The organism is Clostridium sp. UBA5712 (assembly GCF_002419845.1).
GTDB lineage: Bacteria > Bacillota > Clostridia > Clostridiales > Clostridiaceae > Clostridium_J > Clostridium_J sulfidigenes.
In genome coordinates, this window is the sequence record NZ_DIGW01000011.1 from 557,681 (window position 1) to 579,650 (window position 21,970).

General features: G+C 31.7%; 21 protein-coding genes and 1 riboswitch. Of the genes, 3 read left to right on the forward strand and 18 right to left on the reverse strand.

Annotation, left to right across the window (positions count from 1 at the left end; all coding sequences use genetic code 11):
* Positions 1–61: 61 nt before the first annotated feature.
* Complete coding sequence (gene sstT / locus B3B03_RS08885; RefSeq protein ID WP_346846402.1) at positions 62–1,294, forward strand: serine/threonine transporter SstT; 1,233 nt, start codon at positions 62–64, stop codon at positions 1,292–1,294.
* 165 nt (positions 1,295–1,459) lie between these two features.
* Here the strand turns inward: sstT and B3B03_RS08890 are convergent, their stop codons facing one another.
* From B3B03_RS08890 to B3B03_RS08925, 8 genes are all read right to left on the reverse strand, one after another.
* The gene (locus B3B03_RS08890; protein WP_035130633.1) at positions 1,460–2,068 is read right to left on the reverse strand and encodes an acetate uptake transporter; all 609 of its coding nucleotides are present in this window, start codon (positions 2,066–2,068) and stop codon (positions 1,460–1,462) included.
* Between the two features lie 187 nt (positions 2,069–2,255).
* Positions 2,256–2,918 carry a rubrerythrin gene (rbr, locus tag B3B03_RS08895; protein ID WP_346846401.1) on the reverse strand — a complete coding sequence of 221 codons (663 nt, stop codon included), beginning with the start codon at positions 2,916–2,918 and terminating at the stop codon, positions 2,256–2,258.
* Positions 2,919–3,118: 200 nt separating this feature from the next.
* Complete coding sequence (locus tag B3B03_RS08900) at positions 3,119–4,018, reverse strand: zf-HC2 domain-containing protein (RefSeq protein ID WP_346877036.1); 900 nt, start codon at positions 4,016–4,018, stop codon at positions 3,119–3,121.
* Complete coding sequence (locus B3B03_RS08905) at positions 4,015–4,500, reverse strand: RNA polymerase sigma factor (protein ID WP_346877037.1); 486 nt, start codon at positions 4,498–4,500, stop codon at positions 4,015–4,017. Before B3B03_RS08905 ends, B3B03_RS08900 begins: the two co-directional genes overlap by 4 nt.
* A 503-nt stretch (positions 4,501–5,003) precedes the next feature.
* A complete protein-coding gene (locus tag B3B03_RS08910; protein ID WP_035135794.1) occupies positions 5,004–5,243 on the reverse strand; it encodes a thioredoxin family protein in 240 nt (79 codons plus the stop codon).
* Positions 5,244–5,323: 80 nt separating this feature from the next.
* Entirely contained in the window at positions 5,324–6,328 is a 1,005-nt protein-coding gene (locus B3B03_RS08915) for a permease (protein WP_346846398.1), read from the reverse strand.
* Positions 6,329–6,660: 332 nt separating this feature from the next.
* A complete protein-coding gene (locus B3B03_RS08920) occupies positions 6,661–8,331 on the reverse strand; it encodes a ribonuclease J (protein WP_346877038.1) in 1,671 nt (556 codons plus the stop codon).
* A 27-nt stretch (positions 8,332–8,358) separates the two neighbouring features.
* On the reverse strand, positions 8,359–8,556 hold the full coding sequence (locus B3B03_RS08925; RefSeq protein ID WP_198028608.1) for a helix-turn-helix domain-containing protein: 198 nt from the start codon (positions 8,554–8,556) through the stop codon (positions 8,359–8,361).
* 355 nt (positions 8,557–8,911) lie between these two features.
* Between B3B03_RS08925 and B3B03_RS08930 the strand changes: the two genes are divergently transcribed.
* Positions 8,912–9,154, forward strand: coding sequence for a hypothetical protein (locus B3B03_RS08930; protein ID WP_346877039.1), 243 nt, complete (start codon positions 8,912–8,914; stop codon positions 9,152–9,154).
* A 187-nt stretch (positions 9,155–9,341) separates the two neighbouring features.
* On the opposite strand, the gene B3B03_RS08935 is transcribed toward B3B03_RS08930, so the two are convergent.
* The 10 genes from B3B03_RS08935 to B3B03_RS08980 all read right to left on the reverse strand — a co-directional run bounded on the left by B3B03_RS08935 (position 9,342) and on the right by B3B03_RS08980 (position 21,111).
* Positions 9,342–11,138, reverse strand: a complete 1,797-nt coding sequence (locus B3B03_RS08935) for an ASKHA domain-containing protein (protein WP_346877040.1) — start codon at positions 11,136–11,138, stop codon at positions 9,342–9,344.
* A gap of 2 nt (positions 11,139–11,140) precedes the next feature.
* Positions 11,141–12,160 (reverse strand): methylcobamide:CoM methyltransferase MtbA, encoded by a 1,020-nt coding sequence (locus tag B3B03_RS08940; protein ID WP_346877041.1) that lies wholly within the window; start codon positions 12,158–12,160, stop codon positions 11,141–11,143.
* 15 nt (positions 12,161–12,175) lie between these two features.
* Positions 12,176–12,832 carry a corrinoid protein gene (locus tag B3B03_RS08945; RefSeq protein WP_346846393.1) on the reverse strand — a complete coding sequence of 219 codons (657 nt, stop codon included), beginning with the start codon at positions 12,830–12,832 and terminating at the stop codon, positions 12,176–12,178.
* 45 nt (positions 12,833–12,877) lie between these two features.
* On the reverse strand, positions 12,878–13,948 hold the full coding sequence (locus B3B03_RS08950; protein WP_346877042.1) for a uroporphyrinogen decarboxylase family protein: 1,071 nt from the start codon (positions 13,946–13,948) through the stop codon (positions 12,878–12,880).
* Positions 13,949–13,979: 31 nt separating this feature from the next.
* A complete protein-coding gene (locus B3B03_RS08955; RefSeq protein ID WP_346877043.1) occupies positions 13,980–14,849 on the reverse strand; it encodes a uroporphyrinogen decarboxylase family protein in 870 nt (289 codons plus the stop codon).
* Between the two features lie 18 nt (positions 14,850–14,867).
* Positions 14,868–15,779: a GTP-binding protein gene (locus B3B03_RS08960; protein WP_346877044.1), complete on the reverse strand. Its 912-nt coding sequence runs from the start codon at positions 15,777–15,779 to the stop codon at positions 14,868–14,870.
* Between the two features lie 290 nt (positions 15,780–16,069).
* Positions 16,070–16,756, reverse strand: a complete 687-nt coding sequence (locus tag B3B03_RS08965) for a phosphatase PAP2 family protein (protein ID WP_346877045.1) — start codon at positions 16,754–16,756, stop codon at positions 16,070–16,072.
* A gap of 201 nt (positions 16,757–16,957) precedes the next feature.
* A complete protein-coding gene (locus tag B3B03_RS08970) occupies positions 16,958–17,719 on the reverse strand; it encodes a class I SAM-dependent methyltransferase (RefSeq protein WP_346877046.1) in 762 nt (253 codons plus the stop codon).
* A 219-nt stretch (positions 17,720–17,938) separates the two neighbouring features.
* Entirely contained in the window at positions 17,939–19,246 is a 1,308-nt protein-coding gene (locus B3B03_RS08975) for a Na+/H+ antiporter NhaC family protein (RefSeq protein ID WP_346877047.1), read from the reverse strand.
* A gap of 124 nt (positions 19,247–19,370) precedes the next feature.
* A riboswitch (SAM riboswitch) is annotated at positions 19,371–19,480 on the reverse strand.
* A gap of 212 nt (positions 19,481–19,692) precedes the next feature.
* Positions 19,693–21,111, reverse strand: a complete 1,419-nt coding sequence (locus tag B3B03_RS08980; RefSeq protein ID WP_346877048.1) for a PLP-dependent aminotransferase family protein — start codon at positions 21,109–21,111, stop codon at positions 19,693–19,695.
* A 163-nt stretch (positions 21,112–21,274) separates the two neighbouring features.
* On the opposite strand from B3B03_RS08980, the gene B3B03_RS08985 reads away from it, so the two are divergent.
* Complete coding sequence (locus B3B03_RS08985) at positions 21,275–21,748, forward strand: pyridoxamine 5'-phosphate oxidase family protein (RefSeq protein ID WP_346877049.1); 474 nt, start codon at positions 21,275–21,277, stop codon at positions 21,746–21,748.
* Positions 21,749–21,970 lie beyond the last annotated feature (222 nt).

Below are 21,970 nucleotides of genomic sequence, written 5' to 3' on the forward strand. Positions count from 1 at the left end.
TAACAAATTTAAAGCCACAGAAACTTATTTTTTTTATTTAACGTTATAGGAGGAAAATATTATGAAGAATCTAATGAAGAAATGGAATGGATTAAGTTTAGTAAAACGTATAATCATAGGTTTAATCATAGGTATTATATTAGCCGTAACCATTCCTAATGTAGCAAAACCATTATCAATTTTTGGATCTTTATTTGTAGGTGCTTTAAAAGCCATTGCACCTATCCTAGTCTTATTTTTGGTAACCAGTGCTATTTCCCAACACAAAAGTGGTCATGAAACCAATATGAAAACCGTTATTATTCTTTATCTTTTAGGAACATTCTTAGCCGGACTTGTAGCTGTTATTGCAAGCTTTATGTTCCCGGTAAGTCTAACCCTTGTAGCTGGGGTAGAAAATATTACTCCTCCTGGCGGTGTAGTAGAAGTTCTTAAAGCATTACTATTAAACCTAGTTGATAATCCAGTAAAGGCTCTTTTCAATGCTAACTACATTGGTATATTAGCTTGGGCAGTAATTCTTGGTTTTGCCTTAAAAAATGCTGCAAGTTCTACAAAATTAATAATTTCCAATGTTTCTGATGCATTATCTCAAATGGTTGTATGGGTAATAAATTTTGCACCCTTAGGAATCATGGGACTTGTAGTTGATACTATCGTTACAAGTGGAATAGCTTCACTTCTTAGCTATGGAAAATTACTTTTACTTCTACTTGGAAGTATGATTTTTGTAGCTCTTGTTGTAAATCCAATAATGGTGTACGTAGCTATTCGTCAAAATCCATACCCCCTTGTATTTAAATGCTTAAAAGAAAGTGGAATCACAGCATTCTTTACACGTAGTTCTGCTGCTAATATTCCTGTAAATATGAGTTTATGTGAAGAACTTGGTTTAGATAAAGATACTTATTCAGTATCAATTCCTTTAGGTGCCACAATTAACATGGCTGGTGCAGCTATTACTATTTCTGTTTTAACTCTTGCAGCTGTTCATACTCTTGGTATCCAAGTAGATATTGGTACAGCAATAATTCTTAGTGTACTTTCTGCGGTAAGTGCTTGTGGAGCTTCTGGAGTAGCCGGAGGTTCACTATTACTTGTTCCTCTAGCATGTAGCTTATTTGGAGTCCCAAGTGACATTGCTATGCAGGTAGTTGGTGTAGGTTTTATCGTAGGTGTTATTCAAGATTCTGCTGAAACTGCACTTAACTCATCCACAGATGCACTTTTCACAGCAACAGCTGAATTTAGTAAGTGGCGTAAAGAAGGTAAAAAAATAAATATTTCTAAATAGAAATTAAATACTAGTGTAATTCTTATATAAATATAAAAGCCTCCAAGGATAGCTTATAAACTATTCTTGGAGGCTTTAAACCTTTATAACCACTATAAAAATTAGAATCACCTTTTGTGTATCATGGATATACAAAAGGTGATGAAAAAATTCATCACCTAAATATTACTTCTTAAATATTCCAAAAGGTTTTCCAACAGGTAAAAATACTCTTCCAAAGTGAGTATTTAATACTGCTGCTGCTGAACCATAGAAAGATACTAAAGCTATTGCTAACTCAGAATAAGCAGCTAGCATATGTGTTCCATGCTCCATTATTCCAAAAGTTGTTAGCGTTAATCCTAAGAATAGGAAATCTATCAATAGGAATATTGTAAATAACACCTTATGAGTTTCCATTGCACCTATAGTCATAAATATTGTAAAAATTAAATACCCTAAATAAGCAACTCCTAATTGATTTATGTCAGCTTTAGCTGCTAGGGCTGGTCCAAATACTCCATTTTGAATTAACCAAGTAAAACCAACACCATACCAAAAGAATGCATAAGCACCAAAAGCAGTTGCTCCAAAAGTGTTGTTATGCTTAAAATCATTTAAACAAGCCAACAATTGTGCTGTTGCTCCTAAAAATATTGCCCATGGTAATACTAAAGATACTCCCTCTGTTAATCCTAACTTTTGAGATGATGCTACTAATGTTACCATTGCTAGTCCAAATAAACCTATTGCCGACGGATCAGCTACTACTACTTTAACCTTTGTTTCTTGCATAATATCCTCCTAATATAAGTTCACACAAATTTCATACTTTTAAACAATAACAAAAATATTATCCATTGTCAATAAAAATTATAATGTTTACATATTTATAAACTATTACTTTGAATTATATAGAGAACTATCCATCAATATTAATATGCAAAATAAAAAAACCGCCACAATAAGTGACGGCTTAAAATTAATAATTTTCTTTTCTAACTTCGAAATAACTTTGAGAATATTTACATACAGGACAAACTTCAGGAGCCTTTTTTCCCATTATAAGATGTCCACAAACACGACATTCCCACATAGTTTCTTCACCTTTTTCAAATACCTGTTGCATTTCAATATTTTTTAGTAATTTACGATAACGCTCTTCATGAGATTTTTCAATAGCAGCCACTCTACGGAATCTTTCAGCTAACTCCTTAAATCCTTCCGCTTCTGCATCCTTTGCAAAACCATCATACATGTCTGTCCACTCATAGTTTTCACCTTCAGCTGCATGTAAAAGATTTTCAGCAGTGTTTCCTAAATTACCCAACTCTTCATACCATATACGAGCATGCTCTTGTTCATTTCTAGCTGTCATTAGAAAAATTTCAGCTAACTGATCGTATCCTTCTCTTTGTGCAATATTGGCGAAGTATGTATATTTGTTTCTCGCCTGGCTTTCACCTGAGAAAGCTTCCATCAAATTCTTTTCTGTCTTTGTTCCTGCGTAAATATTTTTAATCTCTTTTTCTTCTTCAATTTTAACAAATACTGAGGCTGGTTGTTTACATTTAGGACATCTAAAACCTTCTGGCAACTCCCCTTCATGAATATAGCCACATACTGAACAACGATATCTTACCATTTTTTTATTCCCCCTAATTTAAAATTCTTTATTTGAAATTTTAATTATTTATTTTTTCACAATTCATTCCTACTATTTCTTATTATACCACATAATATTTAATTTCCCAATACTAATTAGGTTCTCGAAATTTTATAATAGAGGGTATATCGTGCGTTTCTGTTACCAGTAAATTAAATTTTTAAAAACCTACTTAAATATTAGTCCCTTTTACCATTTCTATATTCTCTCATTAAACTGATAGCAGATAGGAATCCAATGTACAGTGGAATCATCACTAGCAAGATTGCAAAAAAATCCCTTGCTGCAGAATATGATGACGTTGTAAATCCTTTAATACAAAGATGACCTAAAAAATATGATATAGGCAAAAATAGAATTTTTATTGTCACATTTTTTACTTTTTCATATCCTCGGAATACAAACATAATTATTCCACAAAGCATTACCAATGCTAAGTCAATAACTAAATAATATGCCAAAACAAGTCTTGGCAATGTGAAAACACCTCCACCAGGATTTTGGTCATTACCATATATTAATCTATCTTCACTTCCATTAGTCATATAATAGTAGACGGAATCTACCACTTCACCATTTGGATTCAAAACAGTATTATTTGCAGGATTTTTAGCAATACTTCTGTTCCAAATACTATCCCATGCAGTTATATTGTAAACATAACCTGTGTTGTCATCATTAGGATAACTACTTATATCATATCCTGATACTTTATCACTGAATAAAGCAAGTACCGACCCATTATCCTTTTCTATTAAGGATACTGTGCCTTCACTATAAGGAATATACTTTGGCGCAGTAAAAAAAGCAATTGTAATTGAAGCAATAACTATGGTCAACATAACAGAAAAAATAATTGTTTGGAGTTTTTTCTTATGCAAAGTAGCCTTTAGATTTCTCAGTGGGGCTACATCTGTATCTATAGGTGGATTATTATATAATTTCATCTCATCAAGTTGCTTTCTACAATCCTCACAAAAACTAATATGCTGTTCCACAATAATGCAAGTATCATTACTGGCAATATTTTCTAGATATAAAGGCAAAAGATCTCTAATCACATTACAAGGTACTTTCATTTATAATCCTCCATTCGCTCTTTGATCTTATTTCTAGCCCGGTGATACGTAACGCAAGCCCAATTATCACTTTTTCCAAACAAACAAGCAATCTGTTTGAAGCTCAATTCTCCAAAAACTCGCAGTGAAAATACTTCTTTATATGGTTCGTCAAGATTATGAAGAATTTCGTGAATTTCCATAGATTCTTCTGTTGAAGATATTATTTGTTCAAAATTAAAATTATCTTTTTGTTCAGAAAGTTCATCTAAATGTATAGTTTTTTTCTTCTTGCGCAGAAAAGAAAAGTAGCAATTTTTTGCAATTTGACATAACCACACTCGTATATCACAGTTACCCTTAAATTTTTCAATAGATTTTATTGCCTTCATAAATGTTTCAGCTGTGATATCCTCTGCTATATGCCTATCTCCAGATAAACTATATATATACAAAAAAATATCTTTAAAATAATTATTATATATATCCTCAAACTCCGTCACTCTATCACCTCCTCACTTATAAGACGCTTTTGATTTGATTATCTTACACTAATATTAAAAAAATTTAAAAGCTAAAGAGAATTATCCATATATTTTTCAATTTATTCCATTATTACTCTGATGTACATTATGCCATAATATCCATTAATTATAAAATCATTAATATAATAAAATACTCTGCTATACTCAAATATATTGTCTTATCTTATGCTTCTTACAATTTTCTTGAATTAACAATTCTTTTTTACAATTAAGTTTTTTAGAACTTTATTTATATTAGAAATGAACCAATATAAACAAACAAACTAAGACCTATAGGTTATCTAACTACCATATCACACGTATTACGAAGAATGGTAATAGGAAGACAACCCATAGGTCCCTAAAAACTTGCTGAGAAGCTTTTATTAGTATTATATATACTCCAATATATTAATTTATTATTTAAAGACTATTCCCTAAGATAAACTACAAATTTTTTCCAATGAAGACATAAGGAATTTTTATTTAGAACTTTCAAGAATCTTTATAATTTCTTTTGGTTTTAATACCTTTCCAAAGGAAACAACTTTTTCATTAATAACTAGTGCTGGAGTTGTCATTACTCCATAAGCCATAATATCCTTAAAATCCATAACTTTAATTATCTCAGCTTCCTTCCCTGTTTCTTTTAATGCTATTTCAGTATTTTCTTTTAATGTAATGCATTTTTTGCATCCTGATCCTAGAATCTTAATTATCATACATATCACTCCTTAAATATTATTTTAAAAAATCTAAATAAAACAAATTCTATTAAAATTAAATATATAAATATATATTCTTATAGTAGAAGATACCCAAAGGCATTAAAGACATAACCTATGATAATGATTCCTATAGTAACAATTCCTACGAATATACCTAATAGTTTTGGTTTCACTACTTTCTTTAGCATAATCATAGATGGAAGGGAAAGTGCAGTTACACCCATCATAAATGATAAGGCTGTACCAATTCCTACTCCTTTAAGTACCAATGCTTCTGCAATTGGTAGAGTTCCAAAAATATCAGCATACATAGGAACTCCTACAAAAGTTGCTATCAGAACAGAATACCATTTATCCTGACCAAGAACAGCAGTAATTACATTCTCTGGAATCCAGTTATGAATTGCAGCTCCTATTCCTACACCGATTAAAATATATAGCCATACTTTTTTTATAATGTCCAAAACCTGATTTTTAGCAAAAATCATCCTATCTTTTTTAGTCAAATCTTCTTGCTCTACTTCAATCATCTTATTGTTAAAAACGAAGGATTCTACATATTTTTCAAGTTTCAACTTGCTAATAATTGAGCCTCCAATAACTGCAAGAATAAGACCTACAACAACATAAGCAATTGCAATCTTCCAGTTAAATATGCTTGCAAGCAAAATAACAGAAGCTAAATCTACAAGAGGTGAAGATATTAAGAATGAAAATGTAACCCCAATTGGTAGACCCGCACTAGTAAATCCTATAAACAAAGGAATGGATGAGCAGGAACAAAAGGGTGTAACAGTTCCAAGTAAGGCACCCAATATATTGGCCCAAATACCATTAAATCTTCCTAAAATTTTCTTAGTTCTCTCTGGAGGAAAGAAACTTTGTATATATGAAATTAAGAATATTAATACTGAAAGTAGTATGAATATCTTCATAACATCATATATAAAGAAGTGAATACTTCCTCCAATTCTGCTACTAACATCTAGGCCAAATAAATTTTTTACTATAAGTGTAACTAAATTACTAAGCCATTCCATTTTCAATAGTTGATTATTTAACCATTCAAATACAAACACATTCCCATCTCCTTAAATTATATTTTTTAACTTTAATTAATTCCAATATTACAAAGTGAATTTTTTACTTAACTCATTTTAAAAGCTATATAGATAATCGTCTATATCCATTATATGACTACACATAGATAACTGTCAATATGTTTGCAATTATTATTTTTGAAGTTAAATTAAATAAGACAACTTACAATTAGTGAAAATAAATCACTTAATATACAAAACTAAAATAAGCTTTGAATCTTATTCACTAGATTCAAAGCTTATTTAATTTCTATTATGTTATCTTCTTAAAGTTTTTTAATAAAAAATTCTATTTATTATTGTTTTAAATCTTAAACTTCCATAATTATTGGCATAATTATTGGTCGTCTTTTAATCTTCATATATATGAATTGTGATAGAGAATTTTTAACTGCAAATTTTATATTTCTTCTACTCATATCTTTAGCTGCTAATTTCTTTTCAACTTCTTTTAATACAATGCCCCTTGCATCATTAATGATGTTTTCTGATTCCCTAACATAAACAAAACCTCTAGTTATTATGTCTGGTCCTGCTACTATAGTATAAGAATCTTTTTTAATTGTAATTACTACAGTTAGAATTCCATCTTGTGCTAATAATTTTCTATCATGTAATACACTACTTCCAACGTCTCCTACACCTAGTCCATCTACCATTATTGCTCCTGTTTTTACTTTACCTGATATGGTAGCAGCTTTGCTGTGCACTTCCAATACATCACCAACTTGGGATACAAATATATTACACTTATCCATACCTAGCTTCTCAGCAAGTAATCCATGCTGCATTAAATGACGATACTCTCCATGAACCGGCATAAAGTATTTTGGTTTAACTAAAGAGTGTATTAGCTTTAATTCCTCTTGACAAGCATGCCCTGAAACATGGATTTCTTCTAAGGAATTATATATAACTTCAGCACCCCTTTTAAATAAATCATTTATTACATTGGATATACACTTTTCATTTCCTGGTATTGGAGATGCAGATATAATAACCAAATCACCTTTTTCTACTTGTACACTTCGGTGTATTCCTGCAGCAATTCTTGTAAGCGCTGACATCGGCTCACCTTGGCTACCAGTTGTGATTATTGTAATGTTTTCACTATCGTACTTACCAATGTCATTTATACCAACAATACTCTCTTCAGGAATGTTTAAATACCCAAGATTCATTGCTACTTGAGATATTTTTTCCATACTTCTTCCACTAAAGGCTATTTTCCTTTCATAGAAAATAGATGCATTTACAATCTGTTGTAGCCTATGAATATTTGATGCGAAGGTTGCCACTATTACTCTTCCTGTTGCTTTACCAAAAATCCTATTAAGGGATTCTCCAATTACCTTTTCTGATATGGTATACCCTTGACGTTCCACATTAGTACTATCAGCAAGTAGCAATAATACCCCTTGCTTGCCCAAAGTTGAAAGTCTTTGTAAATCCATAACCTCTCCATCAATTGGAGTATAATCTACTTTAAAGTCTCCAGTGTGAATAACTCTACCAATAGGTGTATGCACTGCAATAGCACAGGAATCTGCAATGCTATGACTATTTCTTATAAATTCTACACTTATATTTTCTAATTTAATAGTATTTCCAGCTTTTACAACATTAAGGTCACAATCTTTTAGTATATTATGCTCTTCTAATTTACTTTCCACCAATCCTAAAGTTAGACGGGTCCCATACACTGGAACATTAAGTTGTTTTAACACATAAGGTAATGCACCTATATGATCCTCATGTCCATGAGTCAAGAAAAAGCCTTTTACTTTATCCTTATTTTCTAGCAAATAAGTTATATCTGGAATAACTAGATCAACCCCATACATATCTGGCTCTGGAAATGAAATTCCACAATCTATTACAATAATTTCATCCTTATATTCTATAGCTGTTATATTTTTACCAATTTCCCCTAGTCCCCCTAGAGATATAACCCTAATTTTATTTTTAATCTTACTTTTCAAAACATATCCTCCTATTATAAACTAAGTTTATATTCTTTCTCCTCGTTTTAACTTTTCAATAAACTCAGTTAAATCACTTCTTTTTACTCTCCAATGCCTACCAATTTTAAAGGCTGGAATTTTCCCTTCTTGTACTAGTTTATATGTAGTAACTTCACTTATTTTGAAATATTCTGCCACCTCACTAACAGTCATAATCTCATTATCACTCATATTATCATTCATTAAAATTTACCCCCATTTATGTTTAGGATCTTTCTATTTGCTTTTAATTTAAAATCTAAATATGTTAATTCACAAGTTAAGCTTTCTACTTACCCTTGACTTATTCAATTATTATCACTTATATATCATTATATATATATAGTTATAATTAATCAAGTTAGATTAAACTATACTTTAATTAGTTATATTATATTTCATATTATTATGTTAAAATATAAATGATTATATTTAATTATATTTATACCCAAATACAATTAAATTTATTCCCAAAGGTATAAAACACAGTTTTATAAAATATAAGGAGTAATATAGATCATTCTTATATTTTATAATTTTACTTTAAGGAGGCTTGGATATGGATTTTATAAAAAACAACTATAATACTCTGCTTATGGAATGGATAAGATTAAAAACAAAGCAAGCAGTTATTGAAAATTCCCAAGATGGAACTTTAGAAAAAATAGAGGAAGCATTGTTAAATTTAGATATAATTGATATTGAACTTATTAATATTTCAAAGGATTACTATACCTTAAAATTTAAGCATAGAGGCTTATCTAAAATTAAGCAATTTATTTCACAGCAAATAGAGAGCTAACAACTTAATAATTGAAACTCGACTCACTGCGTTCGCTGAGTAAGTGATTCACACCAAATCATAGATTTGGGTTCTCTACTTAAATGAGAATAAAAAAATATATGAATTACCTATGCTTTTTCAACGGTAATTCATATATTTTTATTTTATGGCATATGCCTTTTATTTATCTGTTTTATGGGACTTCTTATTTATCTCCAAATATAAGACACTGTGAAAATAATTTTTCATATCCCTCTGAGGCTCCAAGTTCCATGTACTCCATTTCACCTGCTAAATCTTCAATTTCTTTCTTAACTCTAACAGACATAAGTGCCATATATGCTCCAGTTTTAGAAGAATTCCCTACATATACTAGTTTATCCTTTACCTCTTTTGGCAAAATCCCTGTACCTACAAGGCTATCTGCTGGTAGGTGAGCGCCAAATTGTCCAGCTATCATCACCTTATCTAATTCGCCCATATCAATCTTAGCCTGTTTTAACAAGGCATAAAATCCTGAAAGCAGAGCTCCTTTTGCTAATTGTACCTGACGAACATCCCCTTGAGTTATTAGTAGCTGTTCTGGAGTACCTTTTAAAATAAATTCTCTTTTATTCCCATTTAATTGTATCATCTTATATCGATAATCAGATTCCTCTAGTTGTTCTTTTTTTATAAATGCTCCATTGTTTTTTACAATTCCTGTTCTAAGAAGCTCTTTCACTGCTGCTAGTATCCCACTTCCACATATCCCTATAGGGTCTTCCTCTCCTATAACCTTAAGGTCTATTCCATTTTCAGTGATTTCCATATCTTCAACAGCGCCCTCTGCTGCTCTCATCCCTGAACTTATATTCATTCCTTCTAATGCTGGTCCTGCTGCACAGGAACAGGAAAGTAATCTTCCACCCTTAGATAAAACTATCTCTCCATTAGTTCCAATATCTATAAATAGTATATTTTCCTCAGCTTTATGTAATTCACAAACATAGGCACCTGCCACTATATCAGCTCCAATGTAAGAGGATACAGAAGGAAGGCAATATACTCTTGCACACTTAGCAGCCTTTATCCCAAGGTCACTTGCTGATATGTTTTTTGCCTTTGTAAATATAGGAGCGTAGGGAGATTTTCCAATTGATGTTGCATCAACACCTAAAAGAAAATGCATCATAGTACAGTTTGCAGCAATAGAAATTTCATAAATATTTTCTTTCTTTACTTTTCCCTCACTACATAACTCTTCAACCATTTCATTAATAGCCTCTACAATAGTTTTCTGTAACTCTTCTTTTGAACCCTCTGGATGTTCTAATTCATAGGTTATTCTAGTTAAAACATCTAGCCCAAACTTCTTTTGGGGATTAATTCTTGAAGCTGTAGCTAATTCCTCACCATTGTTCATATCAATTAATGCTGCAACCACCGTTGTAGTTCCGATATCAATGGCAACACCATAAAGAAACTCAGTAGTATCACCTGCCTCAAGGGCAATTAACTCGCTGTCATTAAATACTCCAGTTACAGTTCCATAGCTGCTTTCATAGTCCCTTAGCAACTTCCAGTTGACCTTTTTAGACCCAAGGGCCTCACATAAAGAATCTTCAAAAGGACTTTGTTTTTCTAAAGTAGGCATTTTTATTTCAAAGATTTTTTTAGAAATTGTAGGATTAAACTCAAATTCAGGTACATACCCAGTAGTAAGTATTTTATGCTTTCTTTCCTTTTGCAGAATTTTAATTGTAATATCTTCTTTTGGTACTACCAAGCAGGAAAGTCTTATGTCTGCGTTTATTTCATCTTCTTTCAATAGCTTTCTTTCCGTTGGTGAAAGTGGCGGAAGATTTCCTTCCAACACCCTGACCTTACATTTCCCACAAGAACCATTTCCATTACAAGGATTATCTACAAAAATATCATTTTCTAATAATAGCTGTAGTAAGTTTTTCTTTGGAACATACTCAAAGTCCTTACCTAACTGTTTAATAAAAATCTTAGGCATTTCTATAGCATCTCCTTTTTTAAAGTCTCAAGGATTGCTTTGACATTTGTAAGAGGAGATTTCATTCCAAGTCCACAGGCAGGTGAAATTATGTTCACTCCATCTTTAACACATTTTTTAGTCAAATCAGAAACCTTCTTAGGCTCTCCAAATTCAATTGTATAGGTACTCACATTACCCATAAGTAATCTATCTCCTAAATTCTTTCGTGCCTCACTCATACTAACAATGGAGTCAAAGCTTAGAACATCACTTTTTATTTTTTTTACCTCTTTATACACATTTTTCATTTGGCCACATATGTGCACGATAGTTTTTCCCTGTACTTCTTGAATAGCATCCACTAGCTTATTAATATATTTCACAGCAAATTCTTCAAATAGCTTAGGTCCTAAGATTTCACCAGTTCCACTAGGGTCAGAAATAGCAATTATATCTGCCCCTGCTTCTATTTGCTTCTTTGCAAATAAAATTAATTGATCGGTAACATAATCAACATATTTGTGAGCTTCTTCATTGTTTTTTCTCAGCTCTTTATAAAATACTACAGGTTCCATAACAGAACTAGCAGTGCTTATTGGCCCTGTTAAATTCCCTATTATAGGAACATTGGTCCCCTTTGCTTTTAATAATTTAATTGCATCAATAACTACTTTAGCTCTTCCCTCCTGAAAATTAATCTCGTGGAGTTTCGTCCATTCCTTTACTGAATCTATCGCATACTCCACAACATGAGGTTCATATATGTTTGACCCCATATTCACCGTTGCTCCAAACTCTTCAGACTCAATGGTCATACAAAAAGGAACTCCATAATTTTCAAAACAGTCCTTTTCATATACTGCAGTAGCTAAATCAGCCATAGTTTGCGCATTACTATGAGCCTTTGAAAAATCTATTCCAAGGTCTTCAATTACTTCTGTTGTAACCATGTTCATCATGCCACCAGGACAAATACATGGAACTCTATCAACCTGTTCTCTGTTGAAAACCATATTTAATCGTTCTCTTGGAGATATCATATTACATCCTTCTTTCTAAGCTATATTAAGCATTTTTTTTGCTAATTTTACTGCCTCCACAGCATTGGAACTGTACCCATCTGCACCAATGGTATCTGCAAATTTTTGAGAAATCGGTCCTCCACCTATAAGGACTTTAACTTCATCTCTAATTCCTGCTTCCTTTAACAATTCAATAACTTTTCCCATTCCTGACATAGTTGTTGTCATTAAGGTTGACATGCATACAAAAGAAGCGTTAACTTCTTTAGCTTTGTCTACAAAACTTTTAAGCGAAACATCCCTTCCTAAATCAATCATTTCAAAACCAGCAGTTTCCATCATAATTTTTACTAGATTCTTTCCTATGTCATGGGTATCTCCTTCTACAACTCCAATAACTCCCTTTGGCTTGCTATTTCCTTCTTCTTCTATAGGAAGATGAGGTCTTAATATTGATAGCCCTTCATACATTGCATCTGAGCATAGTAATACATCTGTTACGAAATATTCTTCCTCTTCATATAATTGACTTGCACGGTTCATACCATCTACAAGTCCTTCCATAATACCATCAAAGGCTTTATACTTTGCCTCTACATATTCCTCACAGGCTTCTATTACCTCTTCTTCTTCCATTTCTAATACGCCATCAGATAATCTTTTTAATAACTGTTCTTTAGATGCTGTCATTATTATTCCTCCATTTTAATTACAAAATTTTTCAAACATATATTTTTACATAAAATTTTTCGGATCTATTGGCCACTTTCCATATTTTCTTGCAGAGGCCATAAATTGATCAATATTCTCTAAAGGAACATTTCCTGAAAGGTCACAACCTGATGCTAAAATATAGCCACAAGGACTATCATAAGCCTTTTGCATGCAAGTTTTTACTGCAGAATCTACCTCCTGTGTACTTCCTAAAATTAGAACTTCTACTGGGTCTACATTACCTAGAATTGGAACTTTATCCCCTGCTACTTGTTTTGTGTAAGCTAAATCAACTCTATTATCTATACTTAACATATCGCAACCGGACTTTACCATATCCCCTACTATTGATGTTGTGTCTCCACAAATATGGTAACAAACTAAGCCTTTTGCCTCATGAATATCCTGCATTAAATCTATAGTGTAAGGTAATACAAATTCTAAATATTGTTTTCTATTAAGAATTGTTCCTGATGCAATTGGGTCACATAGCAATATAAGAACACCTCGTTTTATAAATTCTCTACATATCATATTTAATGCTTCTGTGCAAAACTTAATTAACTCATGTACTTTTTCTGGATTTTTTCTAGTTGCTCTTAAAAAATTTTCTGTTTTATAAATACTTGCTGCTGCAGTAAAGGGTCCAGATATTAAAACCCCTGTTGGAACCTCTTTACCTAGCTTATCAATTAATATTTCTGCAGCCTCAATATGTAATTGGAAAAGTTTATCATTTTTTAATTCTAACTTTGACATATCAAGTTTATCTATATCATTTAAATCCTCTAAAACATAACTCATAATTGCTGGTACAGATTCCTCTGGATCATTCATCTTACTACCTAATGCAATACCTACCCCATGTAATCCATATTCAACCACTAATAAATCGTTTCCAAACCTTTCATAACAAGCTATCTGTGCTTTAGCTTCATTTAACGCACTACTTCTTTTCTCTTTGTGGGTCATTCCTAATGCTAGTCCAGACATAGAGCAAGCTACAGGCATCGCAAGTATTCTGTCCATAGGTTTTCCTGTCATGAAGGCATTTAACCTTTCAATTGGGGTCATTTTATCATCCTTGTGCATATACAACCATCTCCTTTTTTTAAGGTGTTATTTATAGTAATTCAAGGGTTTTAATAACCCCATCTTTTAACTGAAAGTCTTTATTTTTCATGCATGTTTGTCCAACAAATTTTGCAAGTCCAATTGCCTTTATGCAGCCTTCTTCATAGTTTGAAGATCCTCCTAAGGAAACATCTTTCCATACTGCTTTATCTGTTCCTAGTAAAGAAAAAGTGGTTTTCGGACAAAGTACTATTATCATTTCTTCATTTATGGTTTTATCCATTGTTTTTAATAAAGGATAAGTAAACATTTCCACTACTTGTTCTGCAAACTTAGGTCCAAGAATATTAACTCCCCCAGAAGAGTCTGCATAGCTAATAATGTTTACCCCTACTTTTTGTGCTTCTTCTATAAATTCAATTATTTCATGTTGAAATTTATTAAAAACTTCCCTAATTAACTCTGGATTCTTTCTAAAAGTTTTGAAAATAACCCTTGGTTCAATTAAAACATTCATTATTGTAAATGGTCCCGAAACATTTAAAATCACATTTTCACCTTGTTCTCTCAAAGACTTACAGGCTTTTAAAACTTCGGAAATTCTTCCCTTTGAAAAATCAATTTTAGGTAAATCTAGCAGTTCTTCTGTAGTTGTACAAATATATTCTTTGGCTCTTGGTCCTATGTTCTCATCCCCAAGATTAACTTTTCCCCCTAGCGCCTCCCCTTCCACAGTATGACAGAAGGGTAGTGTACAAACATTGGCCTTATAGTATTCCTTAAGCTCCTTGGCAAGTGTCACCATACTATCCCAATTTTTATAAGCATCAGGAAATTTCAAATTGGTTTTTTCAATAATTTCTTTACTAATTCCCTGTTCATTACCATATGTACATTTATAATCAATTATTTTTCCCATGGTACTCCCCCTAATCTATTAACAAAAAATCCCTACTATTTTTTTCTTATCTAAGTTACTGCCAATTATGGTTACCTTTGTAGTTTTTACTGATTCTAAATACTCCCAATGATAATGGTGTGGAGTATAATCAAAGTAAACCAGTTTCTTTGTAGAAAGCTGAACAATTCCCTTAGCTCTTACAATAAAACCATACTCCTTTTTATTTAAAGAAAGTAATATTTTATCTATTTCTTTGTCTGAAAAAGCCCGTAGCTTATCTATAGAAAAAGTTTCAAACATCTTATTAGCTGCCAGAAAAGCAGGCCTATCCTTTAACTCAATTTTATAGGATTCCATACTGTTTATTGTTTCAACAATTTCTTCCCCTGATAAAGAAATCCATGGCTCTTTAAAAATTGTAGCCTTGGGATTTATTAAACTTATTTTCTCAATAATCTCTTCAACTTCACTATCCACTAGATTCTCAAAATGACTTAAAAAAATCATCTGAGCATTTTCTATTTGATCTAAATAAAAACTTCCAAAGTTCTCACTGTAATCATTGAAGGAATCTACATCTACAATGGTGATAACATCCTTAATCTTTATATTTAAGGTTGAATTTGAGGAAACCCTATTACAAACCTTTAGTATATCTGATAAACTACCTACACCTGAAGGCTCAATAAATATATTATCTGGTTTATACTCTAAGACTAATTCCTCTAAGGCTTTATTAAAATTTTCTTTAACTGTACAACAAATACATCCAGAATAAATCTCTTTAATTGGAAGACTATGTTGTATTAAATCCCCATCAATACCAATATTGCCAAATTCATTTTCAATTAAAGCATTACTTCCTTGCATATTTGGAATTACTTTATTTAAAAATGTTGTCTTTCCACACCCTAAAAATCCCGAAACAATATTTATGTTAGTACCCATAATTCCCCTCCATACATCAATACTTTTAATTATATATTTTACACTTAAGGCAGTCTAATTTGAATTTCAAATAGAAAGTTGTCATTCAATTGAATTTACCTATACATTAAATTTCATTATATTTTCATTTGTAGCTTTAATATGGGAATTAATTACATGGATTTCTTTGATATGTTGTAGTTACCCAGCACAAAATTAAAAATATGTTTATAAAAGAACAAGAAAAATGACACATAAAAAGACCCCTCTCAAACATAAGCCTGAGAGGGGATAATATCACAACTTCATAGTTATTGTGCCATACCCTTTTCATCATCTTTCTTTTTATTTTTAATAAATCCCTTTAGGTAATGTTTATTGTAATATAAATATTCTATAATCTTATAAACAGCCTCCACTAAAACTAATCCAGCTAACAAATCTATAATCACATGTTGTTTTACAAATTGAGTTGAGATTATAATTAACCATCCAACTATATTAAATCCAATCTTATATTTTGTTGGCATATTTTTAAGCTTATTTATTCCCTTTAAAGCTGAAAAAGTTGCTGCTACATGAATACTAGGAAAACAATTATAGGGGTTGTCCCTACTATAAATAAACTTTACAAAATTGCATAGAAAATCATCATGGATTATTATTGGCCTTGGAACATAGGTTTGAAAGTTTAGATAAATTATAAGACAAATACAATTAACTATATTTAAAGTCAAAAGTGAAATGAAATATCTTTCCTCATCACAATAACACATTATTATAAGTGAGATTATTAAATTTGGCATATACATCATATATGGAAGAATGAATACACTTACAAAAGGAATTAAATCATCTATATCTGTATATACGGAATGTAATTTGGGATTCTGATAATTATTTATAAAAAAATAGCATATACTACTTATTCCTATGGAAAATATCCATAAATATGGTTTTATAGTTTTCACATTATATTTTTCTAGTAACCATTTCATAAATTTCACCTTCATACGAGAATATTATATATTAATATTATATTATTTGTAATTTTTTATCTACGTTAACATTTATAATTAATCAAAAATTTAAATATAATTTTTTATATCTACTACACAAAGCTATTACTTTTTCGTATTTGATCACTCCCTAAAGGAAAAATCCCTCAGACCGTAGTCTGAGGGAACATTAATATATTTCTATTTAATAGCAACAGCTTCAAAGGTAACGACTTGCTCAGAATTCGATGGATACTGACCAAATTTATAGTCTGAAGAAATCACAATATTTTTAAATCCTATACTTTCAAGTATTAGTCTGAACTCTTCTACACCATACCATCTTAATGGGAACCGCTCCAATTCAGTTTGTAAAAGTACCCCTTTACGCCACTTTTCATATCTCCCATGGGAAATGGTATATTGATTTATATAGTCAACCTCTACAATTTTATTTTCTAATGTGATTATATCTCCATTAGAGCAGTCCCAAGTTTTTGTGGAAACTGTACCTGTTGAAATATCTGTTTGCAAAAATATATCAACAATTAATCTACCACCATTAGACAAATGCCTATAAAAGTTTTGTAATGCTTTTATTGAATCTTCTCTATTATGTAGTAGAAGGAAGGTTCCAGTTGGCACTATAATAGCATCGTATTTTGTATCTTGTGAAAAAGACTCCATCTTACCTTCAAAAAGTTTAGGATTCAAACCTCTTTCTTTACAATTATGCTCACATATATTTAACATATCTTTTGAAATATCAAATGCATCCACATTTAATCCTTTTTCTAAAAGCGGAATTAATATACGCCCCGTTCCTGTTGCAGGTTCAAGAATAGGTCCTTTACAAGACTCTAATCTATTCATGTAAAATTCTACATCTCCAAAAGAATGCCCTATAGGCTTATCCATATCATATACTTCTGAAGATAATCTACCATAATAACTTAACATCATTTATCACCTTTCTTCCTTGATTTATCGTAAATACTTATTGGGGGACATACTATACAATGACCTTGTACTAATAATATTTTCGATTCCTTACTATAATTCAATGTCACCTCTAACTGCCCCGTTCTAATAAGTTAATTTTATTATAACAACAACCTTTAAAGAAAACTGTTCCTGTTTTGCTAAGTATTTATAATAAAATATGATTTCAAGTGAATATTCTTATAGCTTCTCTTTGATTTTTAATTTTAAATAAGGTACAAATACAATTGCTATAAGGGCACTTATCCCCATTAAATATGGATAATAAAGATATTTCATTATGATAAATGGTGACAATTTAGCTAATGCTGATGCTGATAAAAGTTGTGCACCATAAGGAATAATTCCTTGGGACACACAAGAAAACATATCTAATATACCCGCTACTCTTTTAGGTTCAATATCATATTGATTGGATATATCTATAGCTATAGGCCCTACAGTAACTATAGCTATAGTGTTATTAGCTGTACATATATCAACTAAACTTACTAATGTGGCAATTCCAAATTCAGCTCCTATTTTACTGTTAACTCTTTTTGTAATAAATCCTAGTATAAACTCAATCCCTCCATTGAATTTTATAATTTCAACCATTCCACCAATTATCATTGAAATTATTACAAGCTCAGACATTCCCCCAATTCCTTTGCCTATGGCCTGCAATAGACCTATTATATCAAAGGCTCCCGTAAATATTCCTATGCTTCCTGCAAATAAGATTCCTCCAACTAGCACTAATAACACATTAACCCCTAAAAGTGCAGCAAGTAATACTCCTACATAAGGTAAAACTTTAACTAAACTATATGAATAATCCCCTACTACCTTAGAATCTTGCCCCAATGTTATAAAAGTGAATATTAAAGTTGTTATTATTGCTGCTGGCAATACAACTGTAAAATTCATTCTAAATTTATCTCTCATCTCACAGCCTTGAGTCCTGGTGGCTGCTATAGTTGTATCAGAAATCATAGAAAGGTTGTCCCCAAACATTGCTCCACCAACAACAGCTCCAACCACTAAAGCTATAGGTATACCTGTCTTAGCCGCAATTCCAGTAGCTATAGGAACTAATGCTACTATTGTTCCCATGGATGTACCTATAGATATTGCTATAAAACATGCAATTATAAAAACTCCAGCTACTAATATGTTACTTGGTAAAAATGTAAGCCCTAAATTAACAGTAGATTCTACAGCTCCCATAGTTTTAGCAACCTCTGCAAAAGCCCCTGCCAATATAAATATCAGACACATTAAAATGATGTTTGGTTCTCCTGCTCCCTTGCAGAATACATCTAACTTTTTATCTAGTGATACTTTTCTATTCATAAATAATGCTACTAATGCTGCTAATAAAAATGGTACAGTTACAGGCATAGCATAAAAGTCCTTTGTAACTAATGATATCCCCATAAAAACTGCTATAAAAATAAATAATGGTAACAAAGCAATAGCACTGCCCTTTTTCAAGTTATCTTTCATTTTTTCCTCCTTAGTTAATTAATGTTTTAATTTTTTTGTATAAGACTTAGTGATCTTAGGCATCTGAAAATAAAAAACTTCTTGCCTTACCTAAAAGATAATGCAAGAAGTTATGTTCTTCCAATTCTTATCTTCCAGGTTAATCCTGCTGGATTTAGCACCATAAAGTTTAAAATAACTACCTTTGGTTGCCGGGCTTCATAGGGCCAGTCCCTCTGCCTCTCTTGATAAGATACTATATTATATTTTTAAATTCTTTATAAGGATAGCATTGGTTTATTATTATGTCAATATAATTAATCAAAAGCATTTTTATCCATCTTTTATCAAAAAAATCCTCAATTTCTTTTTCTATTTGTTTATGGATAACATCCTTGCCATATTATATATTTAGTATACATTTATTTACCTACCATGTCTTCCGAAGTTTCACCATTGAATTTTCATTATGTTAATGTATTGAACCATGCAGAGTGTAGCAATGCGATACCTTCTCGTATCTGTTGTTCACTCAGTAAGCTGTATCCTACAAATATAATGTTTCGGGGATATTCACTCCTGTCATTCCAAAATGGAATCATAGAATATACTTTGACTCCGACTTTTTCTGCCTGTTTAATAAGCCAATCTTGTTCTTCACCACCCGGAAACTCCAAAACGAAATGCACCCCTGCTCCACGACCATGTAATATTACTTTTTTTCCAAACATTTTCGTCGCTTCCTGTAAAAATATATCATGACACCTTTTGTAGGTAATGCACATTTTTCGAATATGACGCTCATAATTTCCCTCTCTCATATATGCAGCTAAAACACGTTGCGTTAACCATGATACAGGAGAACTATGAGAACAGAATAAACTATGATACCTCTTTAGGAGGCGTACTGGCAACACCATATAGTTCACCCTCAGAGAAGGGGAAAGAGACTTTGAAAAAGTTCCAATATAAATAGTACGATCTTCGGCATCTAAAGAGTGTAGTGCTGGCACTGGATTGACATCATATCTGAGTTCGCTGTCATAATCATCTTCAATGATGTAAGCATTGTTAACATTTGCCCAATTAAGGAGCTCCTTACGCTGCACAATTGACATTACAGTTCCATAAGGAAATTGATGGGAAGGTGTTACATAAGCAGCACATGCGTTAGAGCAGCAAATTGATGAAAGGATAAGTCCATCTTTACTAGCTGGGATTGCATGTACATTATAATTGTTGTTGATAAATACATCCCTTGCTCCATTATATCCTGGTTCCTCCATTGCAATAGTGTTATTTTCTTTACGCAGAAGAGTGCACAAAATATTTAAGGAATATTGTAGCCCACAACCGATGATAATTTGTTCCTTACTACAAACCATACCTCTTGATTTGTACAGGTGTTTTCCGATTTCTTCTCTTAATAATAGATCACCCTGCTTATCTGGATAATGATTAACTACTTCTTTTTGCGATGATAGGAGAATTTGAGAGGTGTATTTTCGCCATAACTTGAAAGGAAATTGCTCATAAGGAAGTGTACCGTACTGAAAATCATATAGAATTACAGGTTTCTTCAGTTCTGATTTTTTGATAGATAAGGCATTTATACTCTGCGGCACATAATTTCTCTCCGTAAATTCACTTGAAGTATCCAGAACAAAAAAACCTGACCCATGTCTTGCTTGAATATATCCCTCCACAGCAAGCTGGGTGTAAGCCTGACTAACAGTATTTCGTGCAATACCTAATGTTTGGGCTAGTGTACGAATACCTGGAAGCCGTTCTCCATGTGCAATATTTCCTTGTTCAATATCTTTTTTGACCTGATTATAAATTTGAAGATACATTGGATCATTTGAATTTTCTTGAATATAAATCATATAATTATAACCATCCTTATACCAAAGTGTATCCTATATTATATCATATAAGTGTAACTTTTAATAGGTTCACTTCCATGCTATAATATGTTTAATTCTATATCAAGTACATATATATCTTGAATAGAAATCAAGTTTACATGATTAGGAGGATAATTAAGTTATGCAATATAGAATGAAGAAGTTTCAGTTAACGTTGGAGCAGATTGATGAGCTCCTTCATCGTGCGGATACCGGACGATTAGCTACTATCAATGAGGATGGTTATCCATATGTGGTTGCCATGCACTTTATTTATTACAATAACAAAATTTATATGCATGGTCTACCAAAGGGACAAAAAATCGATAATATAAATAGAAACCCCAAAGTATGCTTTGAGGTTGATGAATTGTTTGGTCTCTTGACTGACAATATCGAGAATGCCTGTGACACCGAGGCAGAGTACAATAGCGTTGTAATTGTTGGAAACGCTTCACTGCTTGAGGACTTGGATTATAAACATGAAGTGTTGAATAAGCTAGTTGAAAAGTACACTCCACAGTTTGCTGGAAAAGAGCTTCCTGATAAAATGATTAAGGGTACAGCTGTGATTGAGCTTGATATGGTAGAGTGTACAGGAAAATATCATAAATAGAGCAAAAGATAAACTTATTTTGTCTAATTGCCATAAAAACCAAATATGATTTTCTAATAGAATTTATCCCGCTTCTTATTGCGGGATATTTTTTATTATCCTGTTCTAGAATTGAAAAGCAATTCCTATTAGTTATTAGACGTCACTAACTTTTCTTTCTTCTGTCTACCATAAATTTTCGTAATCACCCTGATTTTTACTATGAAATCCTTCCTTTTATTA

Bases quoted from the DNA above. Each gene is read 5' to 3' on its own strand.
- sstT (WP_346846402.1), top strand. From the start codon at position 62: ATGAAGAATCTAATGAAGAAATGGAATGGATTAAGTTTAGTAAAACGT.
- B3B03_RS08890 (WP_035130633.1), bottom strand. From the start codon at position 2,068: ATGCAAGAAACAAAGGTTAAAGTAGTAGTAGCTGATCCGTCGGCAATA.
- rbr (WP_346846401.1), bottom strand. From the start codon at position 2,918: ATGGTAAGATATCGTTGTTCAGTATGTGGCTATATTCATGAAGGGGAG.
- B3B03_RS08900 (WP_346877036.1), bottom strand. From the start codon at position 4,018: ATGAAAGTACCTTGTAATGTGATTAGAGATCTTTTGCCTTTATATCTA.
- B3B03_RS08910 (WP_035135794.1), bottom strand. From the start codon at position 5,243: ATGATAATTAAGATTCTAGGATCAGGATGCAAAAAATGCATTACATTA.
- B3B03_RS08925 (WP_198028608.1), bottom strand. From the start codon at position 8,556: ATGAATGATAATATGAGTGATAATGAGATTATGACTGTTAGTGAGGTG.
- B3B03_RS08930 (WP_346877039.1), top strand. From the start codon at position 8,912: ATGGATTTTATAAAAAACAACTATAATACTCTGCTTATGGAATGGATA.
- B3B03_RS08935 (WP_346877040.1), bottom strand. From the start codon at position 11,138: ATGCCTAAGATTTTTATTAAACAGTTAGGTAAGGACTTTGAGTATGTT.
- B3B03_RS08940 (WP_346877041.1), bottom strand. From the start codon at position 12,160: ATGATATCTCCAAGAGAACGATTAAATATGGTTTTCAACAGAGAACAG.
- B3B03_RS08945 (WP_346846393.1), bottom strand. From the start codon at position 12,832: ATGACAGCATCTAAAGAACAGTTATTAAAAAGATTATCTGATGGCGTA.
- B3B03_RS08950 (WP_346877042.1), bottom strand. From the start codon at position 13,948: ATGCACAAGGATGATAAAATGACCCCAATTGAAAGGTTAAATGCCTTC.
- B3B03_RS08955 (WP_346877043.1), bottom strand. From the start codon at position 14,849: ATGGGAAAAATAATTGATTATAAATGTACATATGGTAATGAACAGGGA.
- B3B03_RS08960 (WP_346877044.1), bottom strand. From the start codon at position 15,779: ATGGGTACTAACATAAATATTGTTTCGGGATTTTTAGGGTGTGGAAAG.
- B3B03_RS08965 (WP_346877045.1), bottom strand. From the start codon at position 16,756: ATGAAATGGTTACTAGAAAAATATAATGTGAAAACTATAAAACCATAT.
- B3B03_RS08970 (WP_346877046.1), bottom strand. From the start codon at position 17,719: ATGATGTTAAGTTATTATGGTAGATTATCTTCAGAAGTATATGATATG.
- B3B03_RS08975 (WP_346877047.1), bottom strand. From the start codon at position 19,246: ATGAAAGATAACTTGAAAAAGGGCAGTGCTATTGCTTTGTTACCATTA.
- B3B03_RS08980 (WP_346877048.1), bottom strand. From the start codon at position 21,111: ATGATTTATATTCAAGAAAATTCAAATGATCCAATGTATCTTCAAATT.
- B3B03_RS08985 (WP_346877049.1), top strand. From the start codon at position 21,275: ATGCAATATAGAATGAAGAAGTTTCAGTTAACGTTGGAGCAGATTGAT.